This window comes from Micromonospora salmantinae (assembly GCF_022230905.1).
GTDB lineage: Bacteria > Actinomycetota > Actinomycetes > Mycobacteriales > Micromonosporaceae > Micromonospora > Micromonospora salmantinae.
Genome location: NZ_JAKKFG010000012.1, coordinates 105,449 through 131,804, shown reverse-complemented (window position 1 = coordinate 131,804; position 26,356 = coordinate 105,449). Strand labels below are relative to the sequence as shown.

Genomic DNA, 26,356 nt, shown 5'->3' with positions numbered 1-26,356 from the left:
TCGTCTACCGTTGGGGCGTGAACTTCGACGCGTACGCCCGGACCGGCGTTGACCTGGTCAACGCCCGCCTGGACGACCTCGACGACCTGCGGGCCCTCTTCCCCGACGAGAACGCCTGGATGCGCGACGAGGTCGCGGACCGGGACGTGGCGATTTTCCGCCGGGCGCAGAAACGCTTACGCGACGTCTTCGAGTACGGCACCTCGGGGCGGGACGGCCAGGCGGTCACCGAGCTGAACGCGCTGCTCGAGGCGTTCCCGGTGCAGCCGCGCATCTCCGGGCACGACTCCAGCGACTGGCACATGCACGTAACCAGTCGAGGAGCCTCGGTCAGTGCCGAATACCTGGCCGGCGCGGTCTGGGGGCTGTCGGTCTGGCTCTGCGAGTACGGCAGCGCCCGGTTCGGGGTCTGCGCCGACGAGCGGTGCGGCAACGTCTACCTGGACACGTCGTCCAACTGCTGCCGGCGGTTCTGCTCGGAGCGCTGCGCCACCCGCTCGCACGTCGCCGCGCACCGGGCCCGTAAGCGGGCGGCGGTCGGCGAGCAGGTGACTGTCGCCCCGCAGCCGACGTCCGCCGCCGATTCCCTCTCACCGGTCAGCTGACACCGCCACCGCCCGGTCCCGGGCGGACGGGTCAGGCGTCGACCGGTGACGACGCGGTCAGGTGCTGGCGGGCGAACTCCAGCGCGGCGCGCAGGTCCGCCTCGCGCACCGCGCGGCTCTTCGCGCCCCGGGTGGCGACCTCCACCGCCACCGCACCGGTGAAACCCCGGCCGGCCAGCGAGGAGAGCAGTTCCCCGCAGGGCTGGGTGCCGCGCCCGGGCACCAGGTGCTCGTCGCGGCCCTCGCCGGTGCCGTCGCCGAGGTGCACGTGCGCCAGCCCGGCGCCCATCCGGTCGGCCATCTCCAGGGGGTCGCTGTGCGAGGCCGCGCAGTGCGACAGATCCAGGGTGTACGACGGGTAGCCGGCGTCGGTCGGGTCCCAACCGGGCACGTACGGGACGAACTGCCGGCCCGCCATCCGCACCGGGTACATGTTCTCCACAGCGAAGCGCAGCCCCGTGAACCGGTCCGCGACGGTGGCCAGACCCTCGGCGAAGTTGCGCGCGTAGTCCCGCTGCCAGGTGAACGGTGGGTGCACCACAACGGTCGGCGCGCCCAGCGTCTCGGCCAGCTCGGCGGCCTTGCGCAGGCGCTCCCACGGGTCCGGGCTCCACACCCGCTGGGTGACCAGCAGGCAGGGCGCGTGCACCGATAGCACCGGCACGTCGTAGTGCGTGGAGAGGCCGCGCAGCGCGCCCGCGTCCTGGCTGACGACGTCGGTCCAGACCATCACCTCGACGCCGTCGTAGCCGAGCGCCGCGGCCAGTTGGAACGCCGCCGCGGTCGGCTCGGGAAAGACCGACGAGCTGGAAAGGAGCACGGGAACGCGGGAAGTCACATCAGCCAGCGTAGCCCGGCAGCGCCGGGGGCATCGTGACGAGCGCCGGCAAACCTACCGAAAACGGCCGCCGGATCAGATCGGCTCCAGTTGATCGAGCCGGCGGAGGATGACACCCTCCCGCAGCGCCCACGGGCAGATGTCCAGGGAGTCCAGGTCCAGGCGGCGCATCACCGCCTCGGCGACGACGGCACCGGCCAGCAACTGGTGGGCCCGACCCGCGCTGACCCCCTCCAGCTCCATCAACTGCGCCGGTGGGATGTGCCGAATGAAACCGATGACCTGCCGCAGGCCGGCCCGGGTCAGGCTGCGTCGCACCCACAGCCCGGAACCGGACGGGGCCGCCCCGGCCAGTCGGGCCAGGGTGCGGAACGTCTTCGAGGTGGCCACCGCCCGACCCCAGCCCACCTCGGTCATCTGGTCGACGACCTTGTCCAGCCGGCCGTCCACGTACTCCCGGAGCTTGTCGACGGCCTCCGCCGACGGCGGGGCCGCACTGGCCGGATCGACCCGCAGCCGCTCGCGGGTCAGCCGACCGGCCCCGAGCGGCAGGGAGACCGCGACGTCCGGGTCCTCGTCGATGCCGGCGGCGATCTCCAACGAGCCGCCACCGATGTCCAGCACCAGCAGCCGGCCCGCCGACCAGCCGAACCACCGCCGTACCGCCAGGAACGTCATCCGCGCCTCGTCCGCCCCGGAGAGCACCGCCAGGCGTACGCCGGTCTCGTCCCGGACCCGGGCCAGCACCTCGGCCGCGTTGGTGGCGTCGCGCACCGCGGACGTGGCGAAAGCGATCAGGTCGTCGGCCGCCAACCCGGTGGCCGCCGCCTTGGCCATGCCCACCGCCTTGACCAGGCCGTCCGCGCCCGCCTCGGTCAGCGCGCCGTCGGGGCCGATCTGCTCGGCCAGCCGGAGCACCACCTTCTCGGAGTGCGCCGGCCACGGGTGCGCGCCGTGGTGCGCGTCCACCACGAGGAGATGCACCGTGTTGGATCCGACGTCGAGGACACCCAGTCGCATGGTGAAGACAGTAGGCGCAACACGTTTGCGCGGCTCACCGGCCTGCGGACGTCACCGCGCGTACGCTGGGCCGAGTGACGATGGAGCTCCGTGTGCTGGTGGACGACCCGGGTGACCCGCGCAGTCGCGAGGTGCCCCTGGACTTCCCTCGGGAGTGGATCGAGTTCACCGACCCGGCCGACGAGACGCACCTGATCCGGGCCGACCTGACCTGGTTGCTCTCCCGCTGGACCTGCATCTTCGGCAAGGGCTGCCACGGCATCATCGCCGGCCGGGCCGCCGACGGTTGCTGCTCGCACGGGGCGTTCTTCACCGACTCGGACGACGAGAAGCGGGTTCGCAACGCCGTCCGGCGACTCGCCCCGTCGACCTGGCAGCATTTCCGGCGCGGGTTCAAGAACTGGACCGACGAGGACACCATCGACGGCAAGAACCCGGCCCGCCGCACCGCCACCCAGGGCCCCGACGGTCCGTGCGTGTTCCTCAACGACGCCGACTTCGCCGGCGGTGGCGGTTGCGCCCTGCACGCCCAGGCGCTGCGCGACGGGGTGCACCCGTTGGAATACAAGCCGGACGTCTGTTGGCAGCTGCCGATCCGCCGCGATCAGGACTGGGTGAAACGACCGGACAACAGCAAGGTGCTGGTCTCCACCCTGTCCGAGTTCGACCGGCGGGGCTGGGGAGCCGGCGGGCACGACCTGGACTGGTGGTGCACCTCCTCGACGGACGCGCACGTCGGCACCGAGCCGATGTACCTGTCGTACGGGCCGGAGCTGACCGCCCTGATCGGTGCTCCCGCGTACGAGCGGCTGGCCGAGCTGTGCGCGACCAGAACGAAGCAGGGCATGATCGCCCCGCACCCCGCCGACGAGGTCTAGCCGTCTCGGTGACAATCCAGTGACTGCGACACTTCCACCTGACAACGACCCGGCACAGCGAGACGCCGCAGACTTCGCCGGTCTCGCAGACGAGATCATCGGACGCCACGCCACACTGCTCGCTCGTCTACGGAGCGACGCCACAACGGCCGAGGGCAAGGAGCCGGCGCGTCGGGCGGGACGCCTTTGGAGCTGACTCGTTTACGGCATCGGCTCTACGGACGTCAGCTTTACGGACGTCAGCTCTACGACGTCGGCGGATGACTCGTCTGTGACATCAGCTCCAAAGGGCCGCATCAACTGACTCGCCCAAGCCGCGCAGGTGGCTCAGCTCCCGTAGCTGGCCCGCCGCTCAAGGCGGACAGGCCGAAGGGGGCCCGCGTCGAGCGCAGACCCCCTTCGGGTACGCCGATCACGGCTCGAACTTGTAGCCCAGACCCCGCACGGTCACGATGAAGCGCGGCGCGGACGGCTCCGGCTCGATCTTGGAGCGCAGCCGCTTGACGTGCACGTCCAGCGTCTTGGTGTCACCGACGTAGTCGGCGCCCCAGACCCGGTCGATGAGCTGACCGCGGGTGAGCACCCGGCCCGCGTTACGCAGCAGCAGCTCCAGCAACTCGAATTCCTTCAGCGGCAGCTGTACGGCCCCGCCGTCGACGGTCACCACGTGCCGCTCGATGTCCATCCGCACCGGCCCGGCGGCCAGCGTCGGCGCGCCCGCCTCGGCCACCTCCGGGCTCTGCCGGCGCAGCACCGCCCGGATCCGGGCGACCAGTTCCCGCGGCGAGTACGGCTTCGTGACGTAGTCGTCGGCGCCGATCTCCAGCCCGACCACCTTGTCGATCTCGCTGTCCCGGGCGGTGACCATGATGATCGGTACGGCGGAGCGCTGCCGCAACTGCCGGCAGACCTCGGTCCCCGACATCTCGGGCAACATCAGGTCGAGCAGCACGATGTCGGCGCCGGTCCGGTCGAACTCGGTGAGGGCGTCGGTGCCGGTCGCGGCGACCGAAACCTCAAAGCCCTCCTTACGGAGCATGTACGACAAGGCGTCGGAGAACGACTCCTCGTCCTCGACCACGAGAACGCGGCTCAACGGGGATTTCCTTTCCATTTGCTGTCAGACCTGCCGTAGCCCAGTCGGACCGGACTCGATCCCAACCGGCGGCAGTGTCGCCAGGAGGTCGTCCGGTGGACTGGCGGGCAGCCGGAGGGTGAACGTCGATCCACCACCAAGAGTGCTCGACACCTCGACCCGTCCGCCATGGTTGCTCGCAATGTGTTTCACGATCGCCAGGCCGAGCCCGGTGCCGCCGGTGGCACGCGAGCGGGCCTGGTCGGCCCGGTAGAACCGCTCGAAGATCCGGTCGACGTCGGTGGGGGCGATACCGATGCCCTGGTCGGAGACGGCGACCTCGACGTGCTCGTCGTCGCCGCGGAGGGTCACCCGCACCGTGGTGTCCTCGCCCGAGTAGTTGATGGCGTTCTCCACCAGGTTCGCCACCGCGGTGGCGAGTTGGGAGTCGCTGCCGTACGCGGTGAGGCCACGCGCCCCGTCCACTGTCACGGCGACACCCCGGGCGGAGGCCGTGGTGCGGGTCCGGTCGACCACCTCGGCGATCACCCAGTCCAGCGCGACCGGCTCCGGTGGCGGCTGCGGCTCAGCCCCCTGCAACCGGGTCAACTCCAGCAACTCCTGCACCAGCCGACCCAGCCGGGTCGACTCGTGCTGGATCCGCTCGGCGAACCGGCGGGCGGCCACCAGGTCCTCGGAGAGGTCGGGTGCCGCGGCGTCGGCCGGCTCGGTAGCGTCCAGCAACGCCTCGGCGAGCAGCTGCAGGGCCCCGATCGGTGTCTTCAGCTCGTGGCTCACGTTGGCCACGAAGTCGCGTCGTACCCGGGTCAGCCGGTGCGACTCGGTCACGTCGACCGCCTCGACCGCTATGAAGCCGTTGCCGAGACCCATCGCCCGCAGGTGCACGCCGAGCGGGTTCTCCCCCGCACTGTCGCGGCCTCGGGGCAGGTCCAGCTCGATCTCGCGTCGCACGCCGGTGCGCCGCACCTGGCCGGCAAGGGTACGGATCAGCGGGTGCGCGGCGATTGAGCCGGGGGTGCTGCCGGTACGCAGCAGCCCCATCGCGCGGGCGGCCGGGTTGATCAGCACGGGGACGTCGTCGTTGTCCAGGACCACGACACCGGCCCGGAGTGAGTCGATCGTCCGGCGGCCGAGCCCGGCCTGCTGCTCGTCGGCTATCGCGGGCCTCCCCCTGCTCCAGCGGAAGCTGACGCTCCCCGTCGACGTGGAGTGACCGTCCCGCCTCGGCAGGAACCGGGGCAGCAGCAGACCGGCGGCCATCCCGGCCACCAACGCCAGGGCCACCACGACCGCCACCGCCCACTCCACCCGGCGATCGTAGGGTCATTGTTAACCTGGCTACCACACAGAACGGGACGAACTACCCTCACTTACGGAAGTGTTCACCCCCACGTCTGGCGTCGTTCACCGTGGTTCATCCGGGATCCGTCCGCGCGCCCCTACCGTTGGCGTCGCACCTGCTCAACCCCCTGCGCCGGCACCCGTCGGCGGCGACCGACCACAGGACGTGATGATGCGCGACGAGTTCCGGGCCGACCTCCAGATCGTCAGCCAACTGCTGGTGGACATGGCGGAGGGCGTCCGCGCCGCCATGCGCCAGGCCACCCGGGCCCTGCTCACCGCCGACCGGCAGGCCGCCGAGACGGTCATCGAGCGGGACGCCGAGATCGACGACCTCTACCGGCACGTCGAGGAGCGGGTCTGCGACCTGCTCGCCCGACAGGCGCCGGTCGCCTCCGACCTCCGGGCGATGATCACCGCGCTGCACGTGGCCGCTGATCTGGAGCGGATGGGCGACCTCGCCGAGCACGTGGCGAAGACCGCGCTGCGCCGGCATCCCTCCCCCGCCGTACCGGCCGAGCTGCGGACGGTCTTCACCGAGATGTCCGAGATCGCCGACCGGATGGCCGTGAAGATCGGTTCGGTGCTGGCGAAGCCCGACGCCGACCTCGCCGGCGAACTGGACCGCGACGACGACGCAATGGACGAGCTGCACAAGAACCTGTTCGCCGTGCTGCTCGGCGACGACTGGCCGTACGGGGTGGAGACGGCGATCGACGCCACCCTGCTGGGCCGCTTCTACGAGCGCTTCGCCGACCACGCGGTCAACGCCGGCGAGCACGTGATCTACCTGATCACCGGGGAGAGCACGCCCAGCAGTAACTGACCGGCACGCGAAGGGGCCCCTCGCCATCGCTTCCCGCGATGACGAGGGGCCCCTTTCTGGTGGCTCAGCGCCCCTGGTTGGCCACCGCCGCGGCGGCTGCCTTCGCAGCGGTCGGGTCGAGGTAGGTGCCGCCCAGAGTGAGCGGGCGCAGCTGCGGGTCGAGGTCGTAGCGCAGCGGAATGCCCGTCGGGATGTTCAGCTTGGCGATCGCCTCGTCGGAGATCTGGTCGAGGTGCTTGACGAGGGCGCGCAGCGAGTTGCCGTGCGCGGCCACCAGCACCGTCCGGCCGGCCAGGATGTCCGGCACGATCGAGTCGTACCAGTAGGGCAACATCCGGTCGACGACGTCCTTGAGGCACTCGGTGCGCGGCATCAGCTCGGTCGGCAGCAGCGCGTAGCGCGGGTCACCCACCTGCGACCACTCGTCGTTGTCGTCGATGGGCGGCGGTGGCGTGTCGTACGACCGGCGCCAGAGCATGAACTGCTCCTCGCCGTACTCGTCGAGGGTCTGCTTCTTGTTCTTGCCCTGCAGGGCGCCGTAGTGGCGCTCGTTGAGCCGCCACGACCGGCGCACGGCGATCCAGTGCCGGTCGGCGGCGTTGAGCGCCAGCTCGGCGGTGCGGATCGCACGGCGCATCACGCTGGTGTGCACGACGTCCGGTAGCAGGCTGTGCTCGCGCATCAGCTCGCCGCCGCGCCGCGCCTCGCCCTCGCCCTTCTCGGTCAGGTCGACGTCCACCCAGCCGGTGAAGAGGTTCTTGGCATTCCAGTCGCTCTCACCGTGTCGCAGCAGGACCAGCGTCCCGACGGTGGGCCCTTCGCTCGCAGTCATGCGGATCATCCTGCCTCAACCGCCTGACGGACACGCGGGCAGCCGTCGTGACGACCACCACGTGAAAAAGCTGATGACCAGCGGATCCGGCCACCACTAGGGTTGTAAGGCACGCCAGTCACATCGGTCATTACTTGCAAGCGGGGCGCCATATGCGGACGATGCGGAGTTGGTTCCGGGACACCACCGGCGGCCTACCGACCACCTTCTGGTACCTGTGGTCGGGCACCCTGATCAACCGACTCGGCTCGTTCGTCCTCGTCTTCCTCGCCATCTACCTGACCCAGGAACGTGACTTCTCGGCCTCGCAGGCCGGCCTGGTGATCGGCCTCTGGGGCGTCGGCGGGGCGTTCGGCACGACCGCCGGCGGCACCCTCGCCGACCGGTGGGGTCGCCGACCGACACTGCTCACCGCCCACGTGGGAGCGGCGGCCATGATGCTCGGGCTCGGGCTGGCCCGGGATCTCTGGGCGGTGGCGCTGGGCGCGCTGCTGCTCGGCATGTTCGCCGAGGCGGCCCGGCCCGCGTTCGGGGCGATGATGATCGACGTGGTGCCGGCGAAGGACCGGCTGCGCGCCTTCTCACTCAACTACTGGGCGATCAACCTGGGCTTCGCCTGCGCCGCCGTCCTCGCCGGCCTCGCCGCACAGGCCGATTACCTGCTGCTGTTCGTGGTCGACGCGGCCACCATGCTGATCACCGCGCTGATCATCTTCAGCAAGGTGCCGGAGACCCGACAGGCCGGCCCCGCCACCGCCGTCGCGGCAGCAGCGGCTCCGCGCGGGGCGCTGCGCACGATCCTCACCGACCGGGTCTACCTCGGCTTCGTGGCACTCAACCTGTTCGCCGCGCTGGTGTTCCTCCAGCACATCTCGATGCTGCCGATCGCGATGGGCGACGACGGTCTGAGCCCCGCCACCTACGGCTCGGTGATCGCGCTCAACGGCATCCTCATCGTGGTCGGCCAACTCTTCGTGCCCCGACTGATCCGGGGTCGGAGCCGCTCGCACGTGCTCGCGCTGGCGTCCGTGGTGATGGGCGTGGGGTTCGGGCTGACCGCGTTCGCCGGCACCCCCTGGTTCTACGGGCTGACAGTGCTGATCTGGACGGTCGGCGAGATGCTGAACTCGCCCTCCAACTCCACGCTGATCGCCGAGCTCTCCCCGGCCGAGTTGCGCGGTCGCTACCAGGGCGTGTTCTCCCTCTCGTGGCAGATCGCCGGGGCCAGCGCGCCGATCCTCGGCGGCCTGGTACGCGAGCACGCCGGCAACGACACCCTCTGGTACGGCTGCGCCGCGCTCGGCCTCCTGACCGCGGTGGCCCACCTGGTGTCGGGGCCGGCCCGGGAACGGCGTGCAGCCGCGCTGCGCCGCTCCGGTGAGGCACTGGCAACGACCACCGCGTCCCGTGCGCCACAGCCCGCCGAGGCGTAATGAGTGGCGCGGCCGTGCCGGAGTTCCTACTGTGCGGTGGAAACAGTTAACAACCTGAACTGTCGGGAGGTCGGGTGCACGCCCTGCGGCGCTGGTGGCACGACACCGCAGGCGGGCTACCCGCCACCTTCTGGTACCTCTGGGCCGGCCTGCTGATCAACCGGGCCGGCGCGTTCGCCATGCTGTTCCTCTCGCTCTACCTCACCGACGTACGCGGCGCGAGCGAAGCCCTGGCCGGCACAGTGGTCGGCGCGTACGGGGCCGGCGGAGCGGCCGGCGTACTGCTCGGCGGGGTGCTCGCCGACCGGTGGGGACGCCGGGCGACCCTGCTCGCCGCGCACCTGGCCACAGTCGGCCTGATGGTGGCGCTCGCCTTCACCCGACCCCTGCTGCTGATCGCCGTGCTCTCCGCGCTGATCGGCGTGGTCCACTCGATGCCCAGCCCGGCATTCGTGGCGGCGATCGTCGACGTGGTGCCCGCCGAGCGCCGCTCACGCGCGTTCAACCTTCAGTTCTGGGCGTTCAACCTGGGCATGGCGGTCGCCTCGCTGCTCGCCGGGGTCCTGGCCGAGGCGAGCTTCACCGCACTGTTCCTGGTCGACGCGGGCGCCACCCTGACCGCCGCCGCCGTGATCGCCTGGAAGGTGCCCGAAACCCTGCGGTTGGCCCGGCCAGCAGCCAGCCCACCGCCCGCCACAGACGCGGCACCGAGGTCCGTCCGGACCCGCCGGCCGGGACTGCACACCGCGCTCACCGACCGCACCTTCCTGGTCTTCGTCGGGCTCACCTTCGTGCTGGCCGTACTCACCATGCAGACGTCGACCATCATGCCGCTGGCCATGCGCGCGGACGGCCTGGGCCCATCGGCGTACGGGCTGGTGGTGGCGCTCGGCGGCGCGCTGATCGTGGTCGGGCAGTTGTTCGTGCCCCGGCTGATCGACAGGCACCGCAAGGACGTCGTGCTGGCCGCCTCCACGGCGCTGCTCGCGCTCGGTTTCGGGGCGCTCGCCATTGCCGACGAACTGGCCGTCTACCTGGGTGCCGCAGTGGTCTGGACGGTCGGCTCGATGCTCGCCGCCCCGCCCAACGCGCAGATCAACGCGGACCTGGCACCACCGCAGCTACGAGCGCGCTACCAGTCGGTCTTCTACCTGACGTTCCCAGCCGCGGCGTTCGTCGCGCCCACCCTCGGCGGGGTGAGCCTCCAGCACCTCGGCGACCGGCACTGGCTGATCGTGGGCGGGCTGGGCCTGCTGGCCGCGCTCGGGCACCTGCTCGCCGGACCACCCCGGGAGCGGCACGTCGCCGCGCTGCGCCGGGTTGTCGACCCGAAGCCGACAACCTCCGCAGACCGCGTACCGACCGGATAACCGACGCAAAGCGCCCACCACGTCCCTGAGGTCGTGGTGGGCGCCCGCCGGTGGGGCCGGCGGCGGCGGGCAACACTCACCCCCGTAAGCATCGCCCGCTCACGCCGCCGGTCCAAACAGGTGGGAACCGTCCCCCAACGGTTATTCCACCCGTCCCCTCGCGCCTCGTCTGGTGCGCGGATCTGATCGATCCGCCGCTCCCCCGAACGTTTCCAAACGTGGCGCGGTGCAATAAAGCTAGTTCGCCCGGATTCTGGATTCAACCCAGAACGGCTGTCTCGCCGGTCACAACTGGCGAGTATCCGCTGCTCCGGCCTCGTCCGTTGGCAACAGCCGGGTACCCGTCGGCCATTCCCGCAAACACCTCAACCGTCTTCCCGATCGGGTGACTCGGTCCGGAAGAAGTTGCTCTGCCGGCCGTCCCGCAGCTGTTCCTGATAAATCAGGTTCAAGCGCCGCAGGTCAAACGTGTAGAACCACTCATCCCAGGTGATCTCGCGAATCCGGCTGCTTTCCCGGTATCCGGGAATGTTGAAGGTCAACACACCCGCCCGGCCATCCCGCTCGGTGCCGGCGATGGTCGCCGGCCGGGCCCCGCGTTCCCGGGCCCACCGCTGGATCACCTCGTGGTTCGCCGTGATCAAACTCCGTCCCGGCCGCTCCGGCCGGTCCGTGATCGACGAGATCACCTGCGAACTGCGGACCGACCGCCCCGTACCCCGTCCGGTCCGGATCCCGCCGGCCGCCGTCCCGCCACCGGTCGACGGCGTCAACGTGCGCTTGGCCGCCGCGCTCTTGGCCGGTGCGGTGCGCTTCGCCGCCGCGCTCTTGGCCGGTGCCGCGCGCTTCGCCGTGGTGCGCTTCGCAGCCGCGCTCTTGGCCGGTACCGCGCGCTTCGCCGCCGGCCGCGCCGGTGCCTTCTTCGCCGGTGCCTTCCGCGCGGGCGCCGTACGCGCCGTCGCTGTCTTACGGGCCGCCGTGGTCTTCCGCGCCGCGGCGGTCTTCCGGGCGGCCGTGGTCCTGCTCGTGGCCGTGCTCTTGCGGGCCGCCGTCGACGTCGCCGCTGTGGTTCTCTTCGCGGCGGTCGCCTTCTTCGCCGGCGCCCTCTTCGCCGCCGCCGTCGACTTCCGCCCGGCGGTCGCCTTCGTTGCGGCGGCCCGCTTCGCGGGCGCGCTCTTGTTCGCCGGCGCGGCCTTCGCACGGCTGGACGCCGGCCTGGCCGCGGACTTCTTGGTGGCGGCGGCACGACCCGCCGACGCCCTGGTCCCGGCTGCTCGACCCGACGGGCCGGTGCTGCTCCGACCGGCGCCGGCCCGCATCGAGCGCACCAGCTGTTTCACCAGCTCGGGCTTGCGCAACGCGGAGATCCCGGAGACCCCGCGTTTGCGCAACTGCCCGCGGATGTCGTCCACCCGCATCCGGGAAATCTCCGACTCGGAGACTCCGGGCGTACCCGGCGTCTGGTTGCCGGCCTGTCGCTTCGTCCTGGTCGCAGTCGCGCCGCGACCTGAGCTGTTCCGCTGAGCCATGGGACGCTCCGCTCCTTGGCACTCCGTCATCGGCGCGCGGGGGTCCCTTGCCGCACCGCGCGGTGCGGCATACCCGTCAGGAGCACTCCGAACCACAGTCAACTCGCCATGATCGTGCTGGTTCCAGGATCGAGTGGCATCGCCGCGTCGGCGACACCACTACGTCGTGGTTCGAGCACGACCAGGGGAGGCGGCCCCGGCGCGCGGGCGCGGGACGGCGCGGGGTGGGGGCGCGGCCGGGGGCGGTGGGTCAGGTTGGGTCGGGGCCGGCGCCGGAGGGCTCGAAAAGGTGGGCGAAGGCGGCCAGGTTGGCGGTCGACTCGCCCCGCTTCACCCGCCACTCGTACTCGCGCCGGATCGAACTGCCGAAGCCGATCTCCAGCATCGTGTCGAACGACTCGTCGGCGTACGTGAGCACCGCGCCGAACAATCGGTCCAACTCGTCGGCGTCGACGCCGGCCGGGTTGACCCGACCGGTCAGGTACACGTCGCCGACCGCGTCGGTCGAGAAGGAGACGCCGTACATCCGGGCGTTGCGCTGCAACAGCCAGGCCCACAACTCCTCGCGGCGCTCGTCCGGCTGGCGCATCACGAACGCCTCGATCCGCAGCGCGTGCTCGCCGACGATCAGGTTGCAGATCGTCTTCAGCTTGTGGGTGCCCGGCAGCGTCACCGCGTACGAGCCGGGGCCGGTCGACTCCCAGGCCAGGTCCCGCTCGGCGCAGACCGACTCGATCAGGGTCGCAAGATCGCTCTTCGGGCTCACCGGACCCACTCTACGACCGACCGGGCTCGCGCACCCTGTGACAAGCGGGCCCCCGGGTCACCAGGAGCAGGAGAGCGCCGGGTCACACGCCAGGTCGGCCGCGAGACGGGCGCGGTGCCCGGCGATCGCCTCGCCGTAGACCCCGAGCAGACCGGCGACCGTACGGTCCCAGGAGAAATGCCGAGCGTGCTGCTCGGCGCCTCGGGCCAGCACCGACCGCAGCGCCCGGTTCGGCAGCAGGCTGCCCATCGCACGGGCCCAGTCGACCGGGTCGTGACCGTCGATCAGTACGCCACTGACCTGGTCCCGGACGGCGGTGACCAACCCTCCGACGGCGGCGGCCAGCACCGGCGTACCGCAGGCCTGCGCCTCCAGGGCGACCAGCCCGAACGATTCGTTGTGCGACGGCACCGCGACGAGATCCGCCGCCCGGTACAGGGCCGGAAGGTCGTCCCCGGTGAGCGGCGGCAGGAACCGCACCCCGTCGCTGACCCCGAGCCTGGCGGCCAACTCGATCAGGGCGGTCGGCCGGTCCAGCCCACTGCCGCTGGGCCCGCCGCAGATCACCACCGTCACCTGATCGGCCAGTGCCGGGTCGCGCTCCCGCAGCGCGGCGATCGCGCGGATCAGCACGTCGGGGGCCTTGAGTGGCTGGATTCGACCGACGAAGGCAACCACGTACCCGTCGACGGGAAGCCCCAGCCGACGACGGGCCTGGCGGGCGGCCGCGGACCTGTCACCCGGCGCGGGCCGGAACCGGGCCAGGTCGACGCCCGGCTGCACGACGGACACCCGGGTCGGGTCGGCGTCGTACCGGTCGACCAGGTCGCTGGCCTCGACCCGGGTGTTGGCGACCAGCCGGTCCGCCTCGGCGACGACCTGCTCCTCGCCGATGACCCGGGCCTTGGGCTCCGGCCGGTCCCCGGCCGCGAGCTGGGCGTTCTTGACCTTCGCGAGAGTGTGCGCGGTGTGCACCAGCGGCACCCCCCAGCGCTCCTTGGCCAGCCAACCAACCTGGCCGGAGAGCCAGTAGTGGGAGTGGATCAGGTCGTAGTGGCCGGGCGGACGGGACGCCTCGGCGCGCAGCACCCCGGCGGTGAAGGCGCAGAGCTGACCGGGCAGCTCCTCCTTGGTGAGGCCCTCCAGGGGGCCGGAGGTGATGTGTCGGACCTGCACTCCGGGCGCCATCTCGACCACCGGGGGAAGGTCACCGGAGGTGGCCCGGGTGAAGATCTCCACCTCCACGTTGGCCTCGGCGAGACGCCGGGCGACTTCGAGGATGTAGACGTTCATTCCACCGGCATCACCCGTGCCGGGCTGGTGCAGGGGGGAGGTGTGTACCGACAGGGTCGCGATGCGGCGAGGCCGGGGCCACGGTCGGGCACCTCGCTGACGCCCGACACCGGCGTGCATATCCGCCACATCCGCTCCTTCTTCACGGTTGATGCCGTCTCGCACGACCGGCGCTTCTCGGTCAACCTGTACGCCGGATGTCATCTTCCCCATCGGGCTTCGGAAATTCCCCGGCGCGGCCCCTCGGCGTGACGGACCTCATCACCGAACGCCGGGACACTGGCTGCCGTACGCCCGGTCGGGGCGGGTCGTACGCCCGCTGTGACAATGTCGGAATGACCTCAGTCGCCATCGTCACCGGAGCGTCCAGCGGGATCGGCGCGGCCACCGCCCGCCGGCTCGCCGCCGAGGGCTTCCACGTGCTCGCCGCCGCTCGCCGCGCCGAACGGCTCACCGAGCTGGTCGCCGAGATCACCGCCGCCGGCGGGCAGGCCACCGCCGTGACCTGCGACGTCACCTCAGACGAGTCGGTGGCCCGGCTGGCCGACGCCGCCGCCCAGGCACCCGGGCCGGTCACGCTGCTGGTCAACAACGCCGGGGGAGCGCGCGGGCTGGACCCGGTGGAGTCCGGCTCGGTCGCCGACTGGCAGTGGATGTACGACGTGAACGTGCTCGGCACCCTGCGGGTCACCCAGGCGCTGCTGCCGGCGCTGGAAGCCTCCGGCTCCGGCACCATCGTGGTGGTCTCCTCGACCGCCGGACTGACCGTGTACGAGGGCGGGGGCGGCTACACCGCCGCGAAGCACGCGCAGACCGCCATCGCCGGCACGCTCCGCCTGGAGCTGTGCGGCCGGCCGCTGCGGGTCGTCGAGATCGACCCGGGCATGGTGAAAACCGACGAGTTCGGGCTGGTCCGCTTCGAGGGCGACGCGGAACGGGCCGCCGCCGTCTACGCCGGGGTGCCGGGGCCGCTGGTCGCCGAGGACGTCGCCGACTGCATCGCCTGGTGCGCCACCCGCCCCGAGCACGTCAACATCGACCGCCTGGTGGTCCGGCCCCGGGCACAGGCCGCCCAGCACAAGGTGCACCGGGTCGACCAGTGAAGCCCGGGCAGTGACGTCGGGATGAGCGGCGTGGCGCGGCGCCGGCCGGTCGGCGTGGTCACGCGCGGCACGACGAACCCGAACCGGCTCCGTCGGGTGGACAACTGGATCGTCGCCACCTGCGCCGACCGGCTGTCGGCGGCGGACGACCCCCTGGTGGTCGACCTCGGCTACGGCGCCACCCCGGTGACCGCTGTGGAGTTGCGCGCCCGGCTGGCGGCCGGGGTCCGTCCTGACGTACGGCTGGTCGGGTTGGAGATCGACGCGGCCCGGGTGGCGGCCGCGGCGCCGGCCGCCGACCCACCCTGGCTGATGTTCGCCCGGGGTGGGTTCGAGTTGGCCGGGCTCCGGCCGGTGCTGGTCCGCGCGTTCAACGTGCTGCGACAGTACGACGAGAGCGAGGTAACCGAAGCCTGGCAGACGATGACCGCCGCGCTCGCCCCCGGCGGAGTGCTCGTCGAGGGCACGTGTGACGAGTTGGGGCGGCTCGCCAGTTGGCTGCTGATCGACGCCGACGGCCCCCGGACGCTGACCCTGGCCGCGAAGCTCACCACGCTGGGCAGCCCTGCCGAGCTGGCCGAGCGGCTACCCAAGGCGCTGATCCATCGCAACGTTCCCGGTGAGCCGGTGCACGCGCTGATCCGCGCCCTGGACGACGCCTGGCAGGCCGCCGCCCCGTACGCCACCTTCGGCCCCCGCCAACGCTGGCTGCACGCGGTGACCCGCCTCCGCGAAACAGGCTGGCCCATCCTCGACAACGCCACCCGCTGGCGCCAGGGCGAACTAACCCTCCCCTGGCCCCTCCCCTAACCCGCACCCCGCACCCCGCACCCCGCACGCCGATCTTGCACTTTCGGTTGGCTATTTGCCCTTTTGTAGCCCTTATGTCACCGCAGAAACTGCAAGATCGCGGGGCGCGGGCGGGATGGGCGCGGGGCGCGAGGGCGGGGCGGGGCGGGGCGGGGGCGGGAGCCCGACCGGGTTAGAGGGTGCAGTTGATGAGGACTGGTTCGGGGTGCAGGGTTACGCCGAAGCGGGCGTGGACCTGATCGCGGATGGTGGCGGCCAACGCGAGCAGGTCAGCGGTGTGGGCGGTGCCGCTGCGGTTGGTCAGGGCCAGGGTGTGTTTGCTGGAGATGGCCACCCCACCCTCGCCGGGGTGACCCTTGGCGAAGCCGGCCTTGTCGATCAGCCAGGCGGCGCTCACCTTGACCAGGCCGTCCGCCCCGGGCCAGGCGGGCGGGTCACCCAGCTCGGCGGAGCGTTCCAGGAGCTGTTCGTACGTCGCGCGGTCGAGCACCGGGTTGGTGAAGAAGGAGCCGACCGAGCGAGTGTCCGGGTCATTGGCGTCGAGCACCATCCCCTTGCCCGCCCGCAGTCGCAGCACCACCGCTCGGGCGTCGGCCAGCGGCACCTGGTCGCCCACCTCGACACCGAGGACTCGGGCCAGCTCCGCGTAGCGCACCGGCCCGGACAGCGAGGACCTGGTGAGTCGGAAGTCGACCGAGAGCACCACCCAGCGGTCCACGTACTTGAAGACGCTACCCCGGTAGGCGAAGCCGCAGTCTGCGGCGGGGATGACCTGACGGGTGCCCTCGACCCTGTCGTACACCTCGACGCCGGTGATCGTCTCGGCGACTTCCTGGCCGTACGCGCCGACGTTCTGGATGGGGGTGGCGCCGGTCGAGCCGGGGATGCCGGAGAGGCATTCCAGCCCGGCCCAGCCGTTGGCGATGGTGGAGGCGACCAGGTCGTCCCACGGCTCGCCGGCGTCGACCCGTACGGTGACCGAGGTGGCGTCCTCGGCGATGACCCGCATGCCACGGGAGCGCACCAGCACGACGGTGCCGGGGAAACCGGCGTCGCCGATCACCACGTTGCTGCCCCCGGCCAGGATCAGGACCGGCTCCGCCGCGGCGCGTACCGCCTGGACGAGCTCGTCGGCACTGCCGGCGGCCACGATCCGCTCGGCCGGCCCACCCGTTCGGAGGGTGGTGTAGCCGGCGAGTGGACCGGGGATGGCACGATCGGCGTCGGTTGTCGGCTGGGCGGAGGCGTCTGGCACGCCCTTCACCTTAGGCTGACAAGTAGCCGTGGCACCCACTGGTCGCCCGGCACCCCCGGGAGGATGGCGATGAGCAGACTGCAGGGCAGCAAGGATTTCTGGATCGGGGCGCTCCGGACGGAGGGTCCGGCTTTCGCGGCAGCGGTGGCCGAGGCGCCGCCGGAGACACCGGTGCTGTCCTGTCCGGGCTGGACGGTCAACGACGTCACACTGCACATGGCCGGCATCTACCACTGGGTGTCGTCGTTCGCCGGTTCCGGCCAGACCAGCCAGCCGCCTCGGCGGGAGAAGATCGAGGCCGACCCGGGCGTGAATGCGCTCCAGCTGTGGCAGCAGGGTTACGACCGGGTGATGACCCTCTTCGACGGGCTCGACCCCGAGGCACCGGCGTGGAACTGGGCCCCGCAGCCGAAGAAGGCCGGTTTCTGGCCGCGTCGGATGGCGCACGAGACGGCTGTGCACCGCTGGGACGCCCAGCTCGCCATCGGGGCTGGTGATCCGGTCGAGGCGAAGCTCGCGGCCGACGGGGTGAGTGAGGTGCTGGACACCTGGCTGCCGGCGGGCCGGCGGCAGGTGCCCGGTGACTGGCACGGGGTGGTGCAGCTCTGCGCGACCGATGCGGCCCAGGAGTGGTATCTGCGGTTGCGCGGCGAGGGGGTGGCGCTGCTCGACACCGCGACCATCTTCGACCACGACGATCACCACGCCCGCGCCCAGGTCAGCGGCACCGCGAGCGACCTGCTGCTGGCGCTCTGGGGTCGGGTGAGCTTCGAGACGCTGGACGTCGCCGGTGACCGCACCCTGTTGGACGGTCTGCGCACCGGCTGACCGACCCATCACGAACGAGGGCGTCACCCATCCGGGGTGGCGCCCTTCGTCGATGTCGGGGTTCCTTCGCCTGCCGGACGTCGCACCGGCGCGGAGCGTTCATCACGGGACCACAACGCTGAGAGAGCGCTCTCTTGACAGTCGGTTGGCGACCCACCACCCTGTCGTGAGAGCGCTCTCTTAGCCATCTGCCATCACCCGCCCGCCTTGAGAGAGGTCGATAACCCATGGCTGTCTTCCCGCGCCGCCGCCTCGCCGCGGTGGCCCTCGCCGCCGCCACCGCCCTGCTCGTCACCGCTGGCTGCGGCGGCGGCGACGAGCCGGGCGACGGACCGGTCACCCTGACCGTCGATGTCTTCGGCCAGTTCGGCTACGAGCAGCTCTACCAGGAGTACATGAGCGCCAACCCCGGCGTGAAGATCGTCGAGCGCGGCACCGGCACCAACCTCGACGAGTACTCACCGAAGCTCACCCAGTGGCTCGCCGCCGGCCGGGGCGCCGGCGACGTGGTGGCCATCGAGGAGGGTCTGCTTGTCGAGTACAAGGCCAATCCGGCGAACTTCGTCAACCTGCTGGACCACGGCGCCGCCGACCTCAAGGGCAACTTCCTGGAGTGGAAGTGGAACGCCGGCCTGACCGCCGACGGCAAGCAGCTCATCGGCCTCGGCACCGACGTGGGTGGCATCGCCATGTGCTACCGCAAGGACCTCTTCCAGAAGGCCGGCCTGCCCACCGAGCGCGACGAGGTCTCCAAGCTCTGGCCCACCTGGTCGGACTACATCGCCACCGGTGAGAAGTTCGTCGCGGCCAAGACCGGAGCGTCCTTCCTCGACGCGGCCACCAACACGTTCAACACGATCCTGCTGCAGACCGCCGGCAACAGCAGCGGCTACAGCTACTACGACACCAGCGAGAAGCTGGTGGTCGACAGCAACCCGGCCGTGCGACAGGCCTACGACGTCACAATGGACATCATCGACTCCGGCCTCTCCGGAAAGTACGGCTCCTGGTCGGAAGAGTGGGTCTCCGCCTTCAAGCAGTCGAAGTTCGCCACCATCGCCTGCCCCGCCTGGATGACCGGCGTCATCGAAGCCAACGCCGGCACTGGCGCCCAGGGCAAGTGGGACATCGCCCAGGTGCCCGGCAACGGCGGCAACTGGGGCGGATCGCACCTCGCCGTGCCCAAGCAGAGCAAGCACCAGGCCGAGGCGATCAAGCTGGCCAAGTTCCTCACCAGCGCCAAGGGGCAGATCGGGGCGTTCAAGGCCAAGGGCCCGCTGCCCTCCTCGCCGCAGGCGCTCGACGACCCGGCGATCACCGGCGCCACCAACGCGTACTTCTCGGGGGCACCGGTCGGCACCATCTTCGGCACCGGCGCGAAGAGCCTGAAGCCGGTCTACATGGGCCCGAAGAACCAGGCCGTACGGACCGAGGTGGAGAACGCCGTACGGACCGTGGAGCTGGGTCAGCGCAGCCCCGCGCAGGGCTGGACCGACGCGGTGGCCAACGCGAAGAAGGCCGCCGCCAAGTAGCCCGAGCGAGCGTGCGGGCGGGCCTCGGAGCAGAGGTCCCGCCCGCACGACGGAAAGGAGTTCTCGGGCATGACCGTCCAGCTCGACGCCCGCCCGCCGGCCACACCGGCAACCGGTAACAGCCGCCAATCCTCGGGTCGACTCAGTCGATTCGACACGCGCTTCTCCCCGTACCTCTACATCGCCCCGTTCTTCCTGATCTTCGGCATCTTCGGGGCGTACCCGCTGGCGTACACCTTCTGGGTCTCGCTGCACGACTGGGACCTGCTCGGAGCCGACCACCCCTTCGTCGGGGCGGAGAACTACACCCGGCTGCTGGCCGACGTGGACTTCTGGCACGCGCTGGTCAACACGCTGGGAATCTTCGTCATCTCGACCGTTCCGCAGTTGCTGGCGGCGCTCTGGTTGGCCAACCTGCTCAACCGGGGCCTGCGGGGGCGCACCGGTTGGCGAATGGCGGTGCTCGTCCCCAACGTCACGTCCACCGCCGCGGTGGCGATCGTGTTCGGGGTGCTCTTCGGCCGTGAGTTCGGCATGATCAATTGGCTGCTCGACCTGGTCGGGCTGGACGCGATCGAGTGGAAGTCCAACCGGCTGGCCTCCTGGGTGGCCATCTCCGCCATGGTCGACTGGCGGTGGACCGGCTACAACGCGCTGATCCTGCTGGCCGCGATGCAGGCCATCCCCCGCGACCTGTACGAGGCGGCGGCGATCGACGGCGCCAGCCGGGCCCGACAGTTCTGGTCGGTCACCGTGCCGCTGCTCAAACCGACGATCATCTTCTGCGCCATCATCGCCACCATCGGCGGACTGCAACTCTTCACCGAGCCCCGGATGTTCCACTCCGGCACCAACCCGATCCGCGGTGGGCCGCTGCGCGAGTCGCAGACCCTGACCATGTACATGTTCGAGAACGCCTTCGCCCCGCACTACAACTTCGGGTACGGCTCGGCCGTGGCCTGGCTGCTCTTCGCGCTCATCGCGATCGTCGCGGCGGTCAACGTGCTGCTCCTGCGCCGACTCGGCGGCGGAGCGCGCCCCAACGCCCGGAAGGGAACCACCCGATGAGCCGGCTCTGGCGGGCCAGCCCGCTCACCTACCTCGCCCTGGTCGTCGCCGCCGGCCTGTCGGTCTTCCCGATCTGGTGGATGTTCGTCGTCGCCAGCCGCAGCAACGACGCGATGGGCCAACTGCCACCCCCGGTCACCCCCGGCGGCAACCTGGGCGCCAACATCGCCCGCCTGTTCGACAACACCGACGCGTACTTCCTGACCGGCCTGATCAACTCGGCTGTCGTCGCGACCACTGTGACCGTCTCCGTGGTGTTCTTCTCCAGCCTGGCCGGGTTCGCCTTCGCCAAGCTCAGGTTCCGTGGCCGCAACGCCCTGCTGCTCGTCATCATCGCGACCATGATGGTGCCGACACAGCTCGGCGTGATTCCGCTCTACCTGCTCATGACCAAGCTGCACTGGAACGACCGGCTGCCCGCGGTCATCGTCCCGGTGCTGGTCACCGGGTTCGGGGTGTTCATGATGCGGCAGTACGCCGGCCAGGCCATCAGCGACGAACTGATCGAGGCCGCCCGGATGGACGGCTGTGGCACCGCCCGGATCTGGTGGCACGTCGTGCTGCCCGCCCTGCGTCCCGCCGCCGCCGTCCTCGGTCTACTCACCTTCATGACCACCTGGAACGACTTCCTCTGGCCGTACGCTGTATTGAACGATCCGGCGAATCCGACAGTGCAACTGTCCCTACGAGCACTGTCGGACGGGTATTACCAGGACATGTCGCAGGTGTTCACCGGAACGGCCATCGCGACGCTGCCCCTGCTACTGGTCTTCGTGTTGTTCGGCCGACAGATCATCGGCGGAATCATGGAAGGTGCGGTCAAGGCGTGAACGAGCGGAGCGAGCCAACCAACCGGCCCGACAACGAGATCCGGTTTCCCGAACACTTCCTCTGGGGGACAGCCACCGCCGCGTACCAGATCGAGGGTGCGGCCCGCGACGACGGTCGCGGTCCGTCCATCTGGGACACCTTCAGCCGTACGCCGGGCAAGGTGTACCAGGGCCACACCGGCGACGTCGCCTGCGACCACTACCACCGGTACGCCGACGACGTGGCGCTGATGGCCGAGCTGGGCCTGCGGGCGTACCGGTTCTCGGTCGCCTGGCCGCGAATCCAGCCCGACGGCACCGGCCCCGCCAACCCCCGTGGGCTGGACTTCTACGACCGGCTCACCGACACGCTGCTCGACCGGGGAATCGACCCGATCGTCACCCTCTACCACTGGGACCTGCCGCAGGCCCTGGGCGACCGGGGCGGCTGGACCAACCGGGACACCGCCGAACACTTCGCCACCTACGCCACCGCCGTGTACGCCCGCCTCGGCGACCGGATCGACGTGTGGACCACGCTCAACGAGCCGTGGTGCTCGGCCTACCTCGGTTACGCTAACGGCCTGCACGCTCCCGGCGAGCAGGACCCGGCGGCGGCCTTCACCGCCGTACACCATCTGCTGTTGGGCCACGGCCTGGCGGCGCGGGCGTTGCGGGCGGCCGGCGCGCGCAGCGTGGGCGTCACCGTCAACCCGGCCGACGTACGCCCGGCCGACCCGCAGAGCGCTGCCGACGCCGCCGCGGTCCGCCTGGTCGACGGCCTGCACAACCGGATCTTCCTCGACCCGCTGCTGGCCGGCGGCTATCCGGACGACGTCCGCGAGCACGTGGCCCGGCTCGTCGAGCCGACGTTCATCCGCGACGGCGACGAGAAGGTGATCGCCGCCCCGATCGACCTGCTCGGCATCAACTACTACGCCCCGAGTTACGTGGCCGGTCGGCCCGACGGCGCCGGCAACGGCGCGTATCCGGGCACCGAGGGCGCTGTGCACTTCCTGCCGCCGGCCGGGCCGCTCACCGACATGGGTTGGATGATCGAACCGGCCGGGCTCACCCGGCTGCTGGAGCGGATCGCCGCCGACTACCCCGGTGTGCCGCTGCTGATCACCGAGAACGGCGCGGCGTTCCCCGACAAGCCCGGCGCCGACTCGCCCGACGGCCCGACGCAGGTGATCGACGCCGATCGCATCGCCTACCTCGACGGGCACCTCCGTGCGGCGCACGAGGCGATCTCCCGGGGCGTGGACCTGCGCGGTTATCTCGTATGGTCATTCCTGGACAACTTCGAGTGGGCGGAGGGTTACCGCAAGCGGTTCGGGATCGTGCACGTCGACTACCTGACCCAGCGGCGCACACCGAAGGCCAGCGCCCGGTGGTACCAGGAGGTGATCTCCCGGAACGGGCTGTGACGAGCGGGGGGAAAGCGCGATGACGACGGCGCAGCGGCCGACGCTCGAAGCGGTGGCAGCGCGGGCCGGGGTCTCCCGCGCCACCGTTTCGCGGGTGGTCAACGGCTCCACCACCGTCGCCGAGCCGATCCGCGAGGCGGTCACCCGGGCGGTCGCCGAGCTGGGGTACGTGCCCAACCTGGCGGCCCGCAGCCTGGTCACCCAGCGCACCGACTCGATCGCCCTGGTCATGCCGGAGGCGGCCACCCGGGTCTTCTCCGACGACCAGGTCTTCCCGGGCATCATCCGGGGCGTCAGCCAGGAGTTGGAGGCGGCCGACAAGCAACTGGTGCTGATGCTCGCCGGCTCGCCGGCCGGGCACCACCGGGTCGAGCGGTACACCACCGGCCGGCACGTCGACGGCGTGCTCTTCGCGTCGCTGCACGGTGCCGACCCGCTGCCCGGCACGCTGGCCCGACTCGGCATCCCGGTGGTGGTCAGCGGTCGGCCGCTCGGCGACGTGCCCGTCCCGTACGTCGACGTCGACCACGTGGCCGGGGTGACCGCAGCCGTCCGGCACATGATCGACAGCGGTCGTCGACGGATCGCGACCATCGCCGGGCCACAGGACATGGTCGCCGGGATCGAGCGGCTCAGCGGCTACCGCAGCACGGTCGCCGACGCGGGGCTGCCCGAGCTGATCGCCATCGGCGACTTCACCCGGGAATCCGGGTCGGCGGCGATGCGCCGCCTGCTCGCCGAGCATCCCGACCTCGACGGCGTCTTCGCCGCCTCCGACCTGATGGCGCACGCCGCCCTGCGGACGCTGCGCGAGGCGGGTCGACGGGTGCCCGACGACGTGGCGGTGGTCGGCTTCGACGACATCGAGACCGCCGCCTACACCGAGCCGCCGCTGACCACCGTCCGGCAGCCGATCGTGGAACTCGGCCGCCGGATGACCCGCCAACTGCTCCGGCTGGCCGCCGGGGAGAGCATCGAGCAGGCGATCATGCTCCCCACCGAACTGATCCGCCGCGCCTCCGCCTGACCGTACCGGGCGGTTAATGCGTCGCTCGGGCGGACGATCGTCGCTAGCCTCGCCGACATGCCGAATCCTGTCGCGCTGCTGCACGTGCTCAGCTGTTCCCACCAGCGCGTCGAGATCGAGGCCGTCGCGGCCGTATGGATGGGGGCCTGACATGCGCATTCGTGAGGCACAGCCGGACGACGCTCCGGGCGTGGTGGCGCTGCGGACGATCGTCTACCCGTACCTGGTGCGCGGGGTCGAGTCGACCCGAAAGATGATCGCCGAGCCCCCACCCGAGGAGGGCTGGACCGCCTTCGTGGCCGAGGTCGACCACCAGGTGGTCGGCTGGGTGTCGGCGCAACGCTCGGGCTGGACCTCAACGCCGAACTTCGGGGAGGTCTCGATGCTGCACGTGCACCCGGAACACCGGAGGCGCGGCGTCGGCACGGCGCTGCTGACCGCCGTCACCGACCACCTCCGCCAACTGGGAATCCGCCGGGTACGTGCCATGGCCCAAACGGACGGGCTGCCGTTCGCCCGCCGACACGGCTACGAGCCCAGCCGCGAGGTGCGCTACTCGGCGCTCGACCTCGACCCGGCGCCCGCGCTACCCGAGCTGCCCCCGGGCGTACGGCTGCTGCCGATCTCCGACCTGGACCCGCACCTGCTTTACGCGGCGGACGTTGCCTCGGCCGCCGACGAGCCGGGCGACGTGCCGGTCGACTCGATCAGCTACGAGAGCTGGCAGTACGACGTCTGGGACAACCTCGGCCTGGACAAGTCGGCCAGCACCGCCGCCCAGCTCGATGGTGAGGTCGCCGCCTTCAGCCTGGTGAAGCGGGACGGGGACCGGATGTGGTCCGACTTCACCGGCACCATCCCGGCCTACCGGGGGCGGGGCCTCGCCCGGCTCACCAAGACCGCAGCGCTGCACCGGGCCGCCGCGGACGGCGTACGCGTCGCGTACACCTCGAACGACGAGGAGAACGGGCCGATGCTCGCGATCAACACCCGACTGGGCTACCGACCGGTGGCATCCCAGTGGACCTGCCTGGCCGACCTGAACTGACCTGCAGTCCGGGAATGCGTTAGCGATCTGCCCCGCCCGCGCCGATCTTGCAGTTTCTGTCGTCGGAATGCGCGGAATGCCCCCTATGCCGCGACAGAACATGCAAGATCGCGGAAAGGACGAGCCAGACCTCGTCGATCATGGAGTTGTGGTGCCCGTTTTGTTGCAACAAAGGCACTTTGTCACTCACCACAACTCCATGATCAATGGGGCGGCGCCGGGGCTGAACTGCTCAGCATCAAGTGATCAAGGACAAGGTCGGTGTTCAAGGCGAGGGCCGCTCCTCGAACACCCGGCGGGCGACAGCGTGGGTGTCGGGGCCGAAGAGCACCAGGCGGGCCTCGGTGACGGTGGCCGGGGTGGCCGCGCGCAGCACCGCCAGCGCCTGACCAACCGCGTCGTCGACCGGCCAGCCGTAGATGCCGGCCGAGATCAGCGGGAACGCCACAGTGGTCGCGCCCACCTCGTCGGCCACCCGGAGGCTGTTGGCGTAGCAGTCGCGCAGCAGCGCCGACCGGTCCTCGGTGGCCGACCAGACCGGCCCCACGGTGTGGATCACCCAGCGGGCCGGCAGTTCCCCGGCCGTGGTCGCCACCGCCTGGCCGGTGGGCAGGCCCCTGCCGTAGCGGGACGCCCGCAGCGCCCGGCACTCGGCCAGGATCGCCGGCCCGCCGCGCCGGTGGATGGCACCGTCGACCCCACCGCCACCGAGCAGCGACGAGTTCGCGGCGTTCACCATGGCGTCCACCCGCTGGGCGGTGATGTCTCCCTCGACCAGGCTGATCTCCATGTCAGCTCTCCTCGATCGGTTGGCCCATCGAGCGACGGGCCAGCAACGTGGCACCGGCGACCGCGGCCGGCATGATCAGCACGGCGCCGAGCGGAATCAGGAAGCAGAGGAAGACGGCCACTCCGAAGCCGAGCGCCGTGGGTCGGTCGGCCTTCAGGATCGTCCGGCGCTGCGGCAGCCGCATCCCCCGTCGGTAGAACGGTGCGCCCACCAACTCCAGGGCGAGGAACCACCCGCCCACGGCCGCCCCGATGACCGGGACGACCGTCTGGCCGACCACCGGAATGAAGCCGGCGACGAAGAGCGGGATGCCGACCAGCGCCGTGAGCGCCACCAGGCGTACCGAGTCGGCGAGGCTGCGGCGCAGCGACGACCAGAAGGGCACGTCCACAGCGCCCGGCGTGCCGCCGTACCGCTGCTCGACCTGCTCGGAGATCTTCTCGTAGAACGGGTCGCCGATGACCAGGGTGACAGCGGTGAAGGTGAGCACGCCGAGCAGGCCGCCGAGCCCCAGGAAGGCCAACCCGGCGATCACCCGGACCAGGCTGCGGCCGGTGCTCGACCAGTCGTCGGCGAACGGGGTGACCAGCGCGGCGAGATCGTCCACGAAATACACGAGCGTGGCGAGCGCGGCCAGGAAGAGCACGCCGGAGATCAGCGCCGGCACGATGCCGAGCAGCATCAGCCCTGGGCTGCGGACGTAGAGGCCCAACCCGCGCAGGAGCAGCCCCGCCCCGGCGAGGAAGCGTCCGACGACCCCGGTCACCGGGCTGGCGATTCTGCTGGCATCCACGATCGAGCAGCCTAACCAGCCGTGATCGGATCCGCC

At 70.9% G+C, this 26,356-nt stretch carries 26 protein-coding genes; 15 read left to right on the top strand and 11 right to left on the bottom strand.

Annotation, left to right across the window (positions count from 1 at the left end; translation table 11 throughout):
* Positions 1-17: 17 nt before the first annotated feature.
* On the top strand, positions 18-605 hold the full coding sequence (locus tag PSH03_RS11150) for a CGNR zinc finger domain-containing protein (RefSeq protein ID WP_210782524.1): 588 nt from the start codon (positions 18-20) through the stop codon (positions 603-605).
* 31 nt (positions 606-636) lie between these two features.
* On the opposite strand, the gene PSH03_RS11145 is transcribed toward PSH03_RS11150, so the two are convergent.
* Both PSH03_RS11145 and PSH03_RS11140 read right to left on the bottom strand, forming a co-directional pair.
* Positions 637-1,443, bottom strand: coding sequence for a sugar phosphate isomerase/epimerase family protein (locus tag PSH03_RS11145; protein ID WP_091402756.1), 807 nt, complete (start codon positions 1,441-1,443; stop codon positions 637-639).
* 75 nt (positions 1,444-1,518) lie between these two features.
* Positions 1,519-2,463 (bottom strand): Ppx/GppA phosphatase family protein, encoded by a 945-nt coding sequence (locus tag PSH03_RS11140; protein WP_112584229.1) that lies wholly within the window; start codon positions 2,461-2,463, stop codon positions 1,519-1,521.
* Between the two features lie 80 nt (positions 2,464-2,543).
* Here PSH03_RS11140 and PSH03_RS11135 point away from each other — a divergent pair, with 80 nt between their 5' ends.
* Positions 2,544-3,341 carry a DUF3109 family protein gene (locus PSH03_RS11135; RefSeq protein ID WP_210782571.1) on the top strand — a complete coding sequence of 266 codons (798 nt, stop codon included), beginning with the start codon at positions 2,544-2,546 and terminating at the stop codon, positions 3,339-3,341.
* A 412-nt stretch (positions 3,342-3,753) separates the two neighbouring features.
* Here PSH03_RS11135 and PSH03_RS11130 read toward each other — a convergent pair whose 3' ends face one another.
* Positions 3,754-4,437 carry a response regulator gene (locus PSH03_RS11130; RefSeq protein WP_030329696.1) on the bottom strand — a complete coding sequence of 228 codons (684 nt, stop codon included), beginning with the start codon at positions 4,435-4,437 and terminating at the stop codon, positions 3,754-3,756.
* Positions 4,438-4,461: 24 nt separating this feature from the next.
* The gene (locus PSH03_RS11125) at positions 4,462-5,745 is read right to left on the bottom strand and encodes a sensor histidine kinase (RefSeq protein ID WP_238689066.1); all 1,284 of its coding nucleotides are present in this window, start codon (positions 5,743-5,745) and stop codon (positions 4,462-4,464) included.
* A gap of 205 nt (positions 5,746-5,950) precedes the next feature.
* Here PSH03_RS11125 and phoU point away from each other — a divergent pair, with 205 nt between their 5' ends.
* Positions 5,951-6,604 carry a phosphate signaling complex protein PhoU gene (gene phoU, locus PSH03_RS11120; protein ID WP_151496297.1) on the top strand — a complete coding sequence of 218 codons (654 nt, stop codon included), beginning with the start codon at positions 5,951-5,953 and terminating at the stop codon, positions 6,602-6,604.
* 64 nt (positions 6,605-6,668) lie between these two features.
* Here phoU and PSH03_RS11115 read toward each other — a convergent pair whose 3' ends face one another.
* Positions 6,669-7,436 carry a phosphoglyceromutase gene (locus tag PSH03_RS11115; protein ID WP_091403562.1) on the bottom strand — a complete coding sequence of 256 codons (768 nt, stop codon included), beginning with the start codon at positions 7,434-7,436 and terminating at the stop codon, positions 6,669-6,671.
* Positions 7,437-7,588: 152 nt separating this feature from the next.
* Here PSH03_RS11115 and PSH03_RS11110 point away from each other — a divergent pair, with 152 nt between their 5' ends.
* Positions 7,589-8,869 carry an MDR family MFS transporter gene (locus tag PSH03_RS11110; RefSeq protein WP_210782518.1) on the top strand — a complete coding sequence of 427 codons (1,281 nt, stop codon included), beginning with the start codon at positions 7,589-7,591 and terminating at the stop codon, positions 8,867-8,869.
* Between the two features lie 74 nt (positions 8,870-8,943).
* Complete coding sequence (locus tag PSH03_RS11105; protein ID WP_238689064.1) at positions 8,944-10,239, top strand: MFS transporter; 1,296 nt, start codon at positions 8,944-8,946, stop codon at positions 10,237-10,239.
* A 365-nt stretch (positions 10,240-10,604) separates the two neighbouring features.
* Here the strand turns inward: PSH03_RS11105 and PSH03_RS33020 are convergent, their stop codons facing one another.
* Positions 10,605-10,928 (bottom strand): hypothetical protein, encoded by a 324-nt coding sequence (locus PSH03_RS33020; RefSeq protein ID WP_238689063.1) that lies wholly within the window; start codon positions 10,926-10,928, stop codon positions 10,605-10,607.
* On the opposite strand from PSH03_RS33020, the gene PSH03_RS33015 reads away from it, so the two are divergent.
* Positions 10,912-11,763, top strand: a complete 852-nt coding sequence (locus tag PSH03_RS33015) for a hypothetical protein (RefSeq protein ID WP_238689062.1) — start codon at positions 10,912-10,914, stop codon at positions 11,761-11,763. The genes PSH03_RS33020 and PSH03_RS33015 overlap by 17 nt on opposite strands.
* A 255-nt stretch (positions 11,764-12,018) precedes the next feature.
* On the opposite strand, the gene PSH03_RS11090 is transcribed toward PSH03_RS33015, so the two are convergent.
* Together PSH03_RS11090 and mshA are read right to left on the bottom strand one after the other, a co-directional pair.
* Positions 12,019-12,534 (bottom strand): type III secretion system chaperone family protein, encoded by a 516-nt coding sequence (locus tag PSH03_RS11090; RefSeq protein WP_112605262.1) that lies wholly within the window; start codon positions 12,532-12,534, stop codon positions 12,019-12,021.
* A gap of 57 nt (positions 12,535-12,591) precedes the next feature.
* The gene (gene mshA, locus PSH03_RS11085; RefSeq protein ID WP_238689061.1) at positions 12,592-13,956 is read right to left on the bottom strand and encodes a D-inositol-3-phosphate glycosyltransferase; all 1,365 of its coding nucleotides are present in this window, start codon (positions 13,954-13,956) and stop codon (positions 12,592-12,594) included.
* Positions 13,957-14,162: 206 nt separating this feature from the next.
* On the opposite strand from mshA, the gene PSH03_RS11080 reads away from it, so the two are divergent.
* Positions 14,163-14,930 (top strand): SDR family oxidoreductase, encoded by a 768-nt coding sequence (locus PSH03_RS11080; RefSeq protein ID WP_210782508.1) that lies wholly within the window; start codon positions 14,163-14,165, stop codon positions 14,928-14,930.
* Between the two features lie 21 nt (positions 14,931-14,951).
* Positions 14,952-15,740, top strand: a complete 789-nt coding sequence (locus PSH03_RS11075; RefSeq protein WP_238689060.1) for a class I SAM-dependent methyltransferase — start codon at positions 14,952-14,954, stop codon at positions 15,738-15,740.
* 172 nt (positions 15,741-15,912) lie between these two features.
* Here PSH03_RS11075 and PSH03_RS11070 read toward each other — a convergent pair whose 3' ends face one another.
* Positions 15,913-16,950, bottom strand: a complete 1,038-nt coding sequence (locus PSH03_RS11070) for a UDP-N-acetylmuramate dehydrogenase (protein WP_238689174.1) — start codon at positions 16,948-16,950, stop codon at positions 15,913-15,915.
* Positions 16,951-17,064: 114 nt separating this feature from the next.
* Here PSH03_RS11070 and PSH03_RS11065 point away from each other — a divergent pair, with 114 nt between their 5' ends.
* The 7 genes from PSH03_RS11065 (at position 17,065) to PSH03_RS11035 (ending at position 24,737) form a co-directional block, all read left to right on the top strand.
* Positions 17,065-17,823: a maleylpyruvate isomerase family mycothiol-dependent enzyme gene (locus PSH03_RS11065; protein WP_238689059.1), complete on the top strand. Its 759-nt coding sequence runs from the start codon at positions 17,065-17,067 to the stop codon at positions 17,821-17,823.
* Between the two features lie 227 nt (positions 17,824-18,050).
* Positions 18,051-19,355, top strand: coding sequence for an ABC transporter substrate-binding protein (locus PSH03_RS11060; RefSeq protein WP_210782496.1), 1,305 nt, complete (start codon positions 18,051-18,053; stop codon positions 19,353-19,355).
* A 69-nt stretch (positions 19,356-19,424) separates the two neighbouring features.
* On the top strand, positions 19,425-20,423 hold the full coding sequence (locus tag PSH03_RS11055; RefSeq protein WP_210782491.1) for a carbohydrate ABC transporter permease: 999 nt from the start codon (positions 19,425-19,427) through the stop codon (positions 20,421-20,423).
* Positions 20,420-21,253, top strand: a complete 834-nt coding sequence (locus PSH03_RS11050) for a carbohydrate ABC transporter permease (RefSeq protein ID WP_210782488.1) — start codon at positions 20,420-20,422, stop codon at positions 21,251-21,253. Before PSH03_RS11055 ends, PSH03_RS11050 begins: the two co-directional genes overlap by 4 nt.
* The gene (locus tag PSH03_RS11045; protein ID WP_210782487.1) at positions 21,250-22,662 is read left to right on the top strand and encodes a GH1 family beta-glucosidase; all 1,413 of its coding nucleotides are present in this window, start codon (positions 21,250-21,252) and stop codon (positions 22,660-22,662) included. Before PSH03_RS11050 ends, PSH03_RS11045 begins: the two co-directional genes overlap by 4 nt.
* 19 nt (positions 22,663-22,681) lie before the next feature.
* Positions 22,682-23,689 carry a LacI family DNA-binding transcriptional regulator gene (locus tag PSH03_RS11040; RefSeq protein WP_091402797.1) on the top strand — a complete coding sequence of 336 codons (1,008 nt, stop codon included), beginning with the start codon at positions 22,682-22,684 and terminating at the stop codon, positions 23,687-23,689.
* Positions 23,690-23,840: 151 nt separating this feature from the next.
* A complete protein-coding gene (locus PSH03_RS11035) occupies positions 23,841-24,737 on the top strand; it encodes a GNAT family N-acetyltransferase (protein WP_238689058.1) in 897 nt (298 codons plus the stop codon).
* Positions 24,738-25,002: 265 nt separating this feature from the next.
* Here PSH03_RS11035 and PSH03_RS11030 read toward each other — a convergent pair whose 3' ends face one another.
* Both PSH03_RS11030 and PSH03_RS11025 read right to left on the bottom strand, forming a co-directional pair.
* Positions 25,003-25,527: an O-acetyl-ADP-ribose deacetylase gene (locus PSH03_RS11030; RefSeq protein WP_210782485.1), complete on the bottom strand. Its 525-nt coding sequence runs from the start codon at positions 25,525-25,527 to the stop codon at positions 25,003-25,005.
* 1 nt (position 25,528) lies between these two features.
* Positions 25,529-26,320, bottom strand: a complete 792-nt coding sequence (locus tag PSH03_RS11025) for an EI24 domain-containing protein (RefSeq protein WP_238689057.1) — start codon at positions 26,318-26,320, stop codon at positions 25,529-25,531.
* Positions 26,321-26,356 lie beyond the last annotated feature (36 nt).

Coding starts and splice junctions, on each gene's coding strand:
- PSH03_RS11140 (WP_112584229.1), bottom strand. CDS start 2,463: ATGCGACTGGGTGTCCTCGACGTCGGATCCAACACGGTGCATCTCCTC.
- PSH03_RS11135 (WP_210782571.1), top strand. CDS start 2,544: ATGGAGCTCCGTGTGCTGGTGGACGACCCGGGTGACCCGCGCAGTCGC.
- phoU (WP_151496297.1), top strand. CDS start 5,951: ATGCGCGACGAGTTCCGGGCCGACCTCCAGATCGTCAGCCAACTGCTG.
- PSH03_RS11115 (WP_091403562.1), bottom strand. CDS start 7,436: ATGACTGCGAGCGAAGGGCCCACCGTCGGGACGCTGGTCCTGCTGCGA.
- PSH03_RS11110 (WP_210782518.1), top strand. CDS start 7,589: ATGCGGACGATGCGGAGTTGGTTCCGGGACACCACCGGCGGCCTACCG.
- PSH03_RS11080 (WP_210782508.1), top strand. CDS start 14,163: ATGACCTCAGTCGCCATCGTCACCGGAGCGTCCAGCGGGATCGGCGCG.
- PSH03_RS11075 (WP_238689060.1), top strand. CDS start 14,952: ATGAGCGGCGTGGCGCGGCGCCGGCCGGTCGGCGTGGTCACGCGCGGC.
- PSH03_RS11065 (WP_238689059.1), top strand. CDS start 17,065: ATGAGCAGACTGCAGGGCAGCAAGGATTTCTGGATCGGGGCGCTCCGG.
- PSH03_RS11060 (WP_210782496.1), top strand. CDS start 18,051: ATGGCTGTCTTCCCGCGCCGCCGCCTCGCCGCGGTGGCCCTCGCCGCC.
- PSH03_RS11055 (WP_210782491.1), top strand. CDS start 19,425: ATGACCGTCCAGCTCGACGCCCGCCCGCCGGCCACACCGGCAACCGGT.
- PSH03_RS11050 (WP_210782488.1), top strand. CDS start 20,420: ATGAGCCGGCTCTGGCGGGCCAGCCCGCTCACCTACCTCGCCCTGGTC.
- PSH03_RS11040 (WP_091402797.1), top strand. CDS start 22,682: ATGACGACGGCGCAGCGGCCGACGCTCGAAGCGGTGGCAGCGCGGGCC.
- PSH03_RS11035 (WP_238689058.1), top strand. CDS start 23,841: ATGCGCATTCGTGAGGCACAGCCGGACGACGCTCCGGGCGTGGTGGCG.
- PSH03_RS11030 (WP_210782485.1), bottom strand. CDS start 25,527: ATGGAGATCAGCCTGGTCGAGGGAGACATCACCGCCCAGCGGGTGGAC.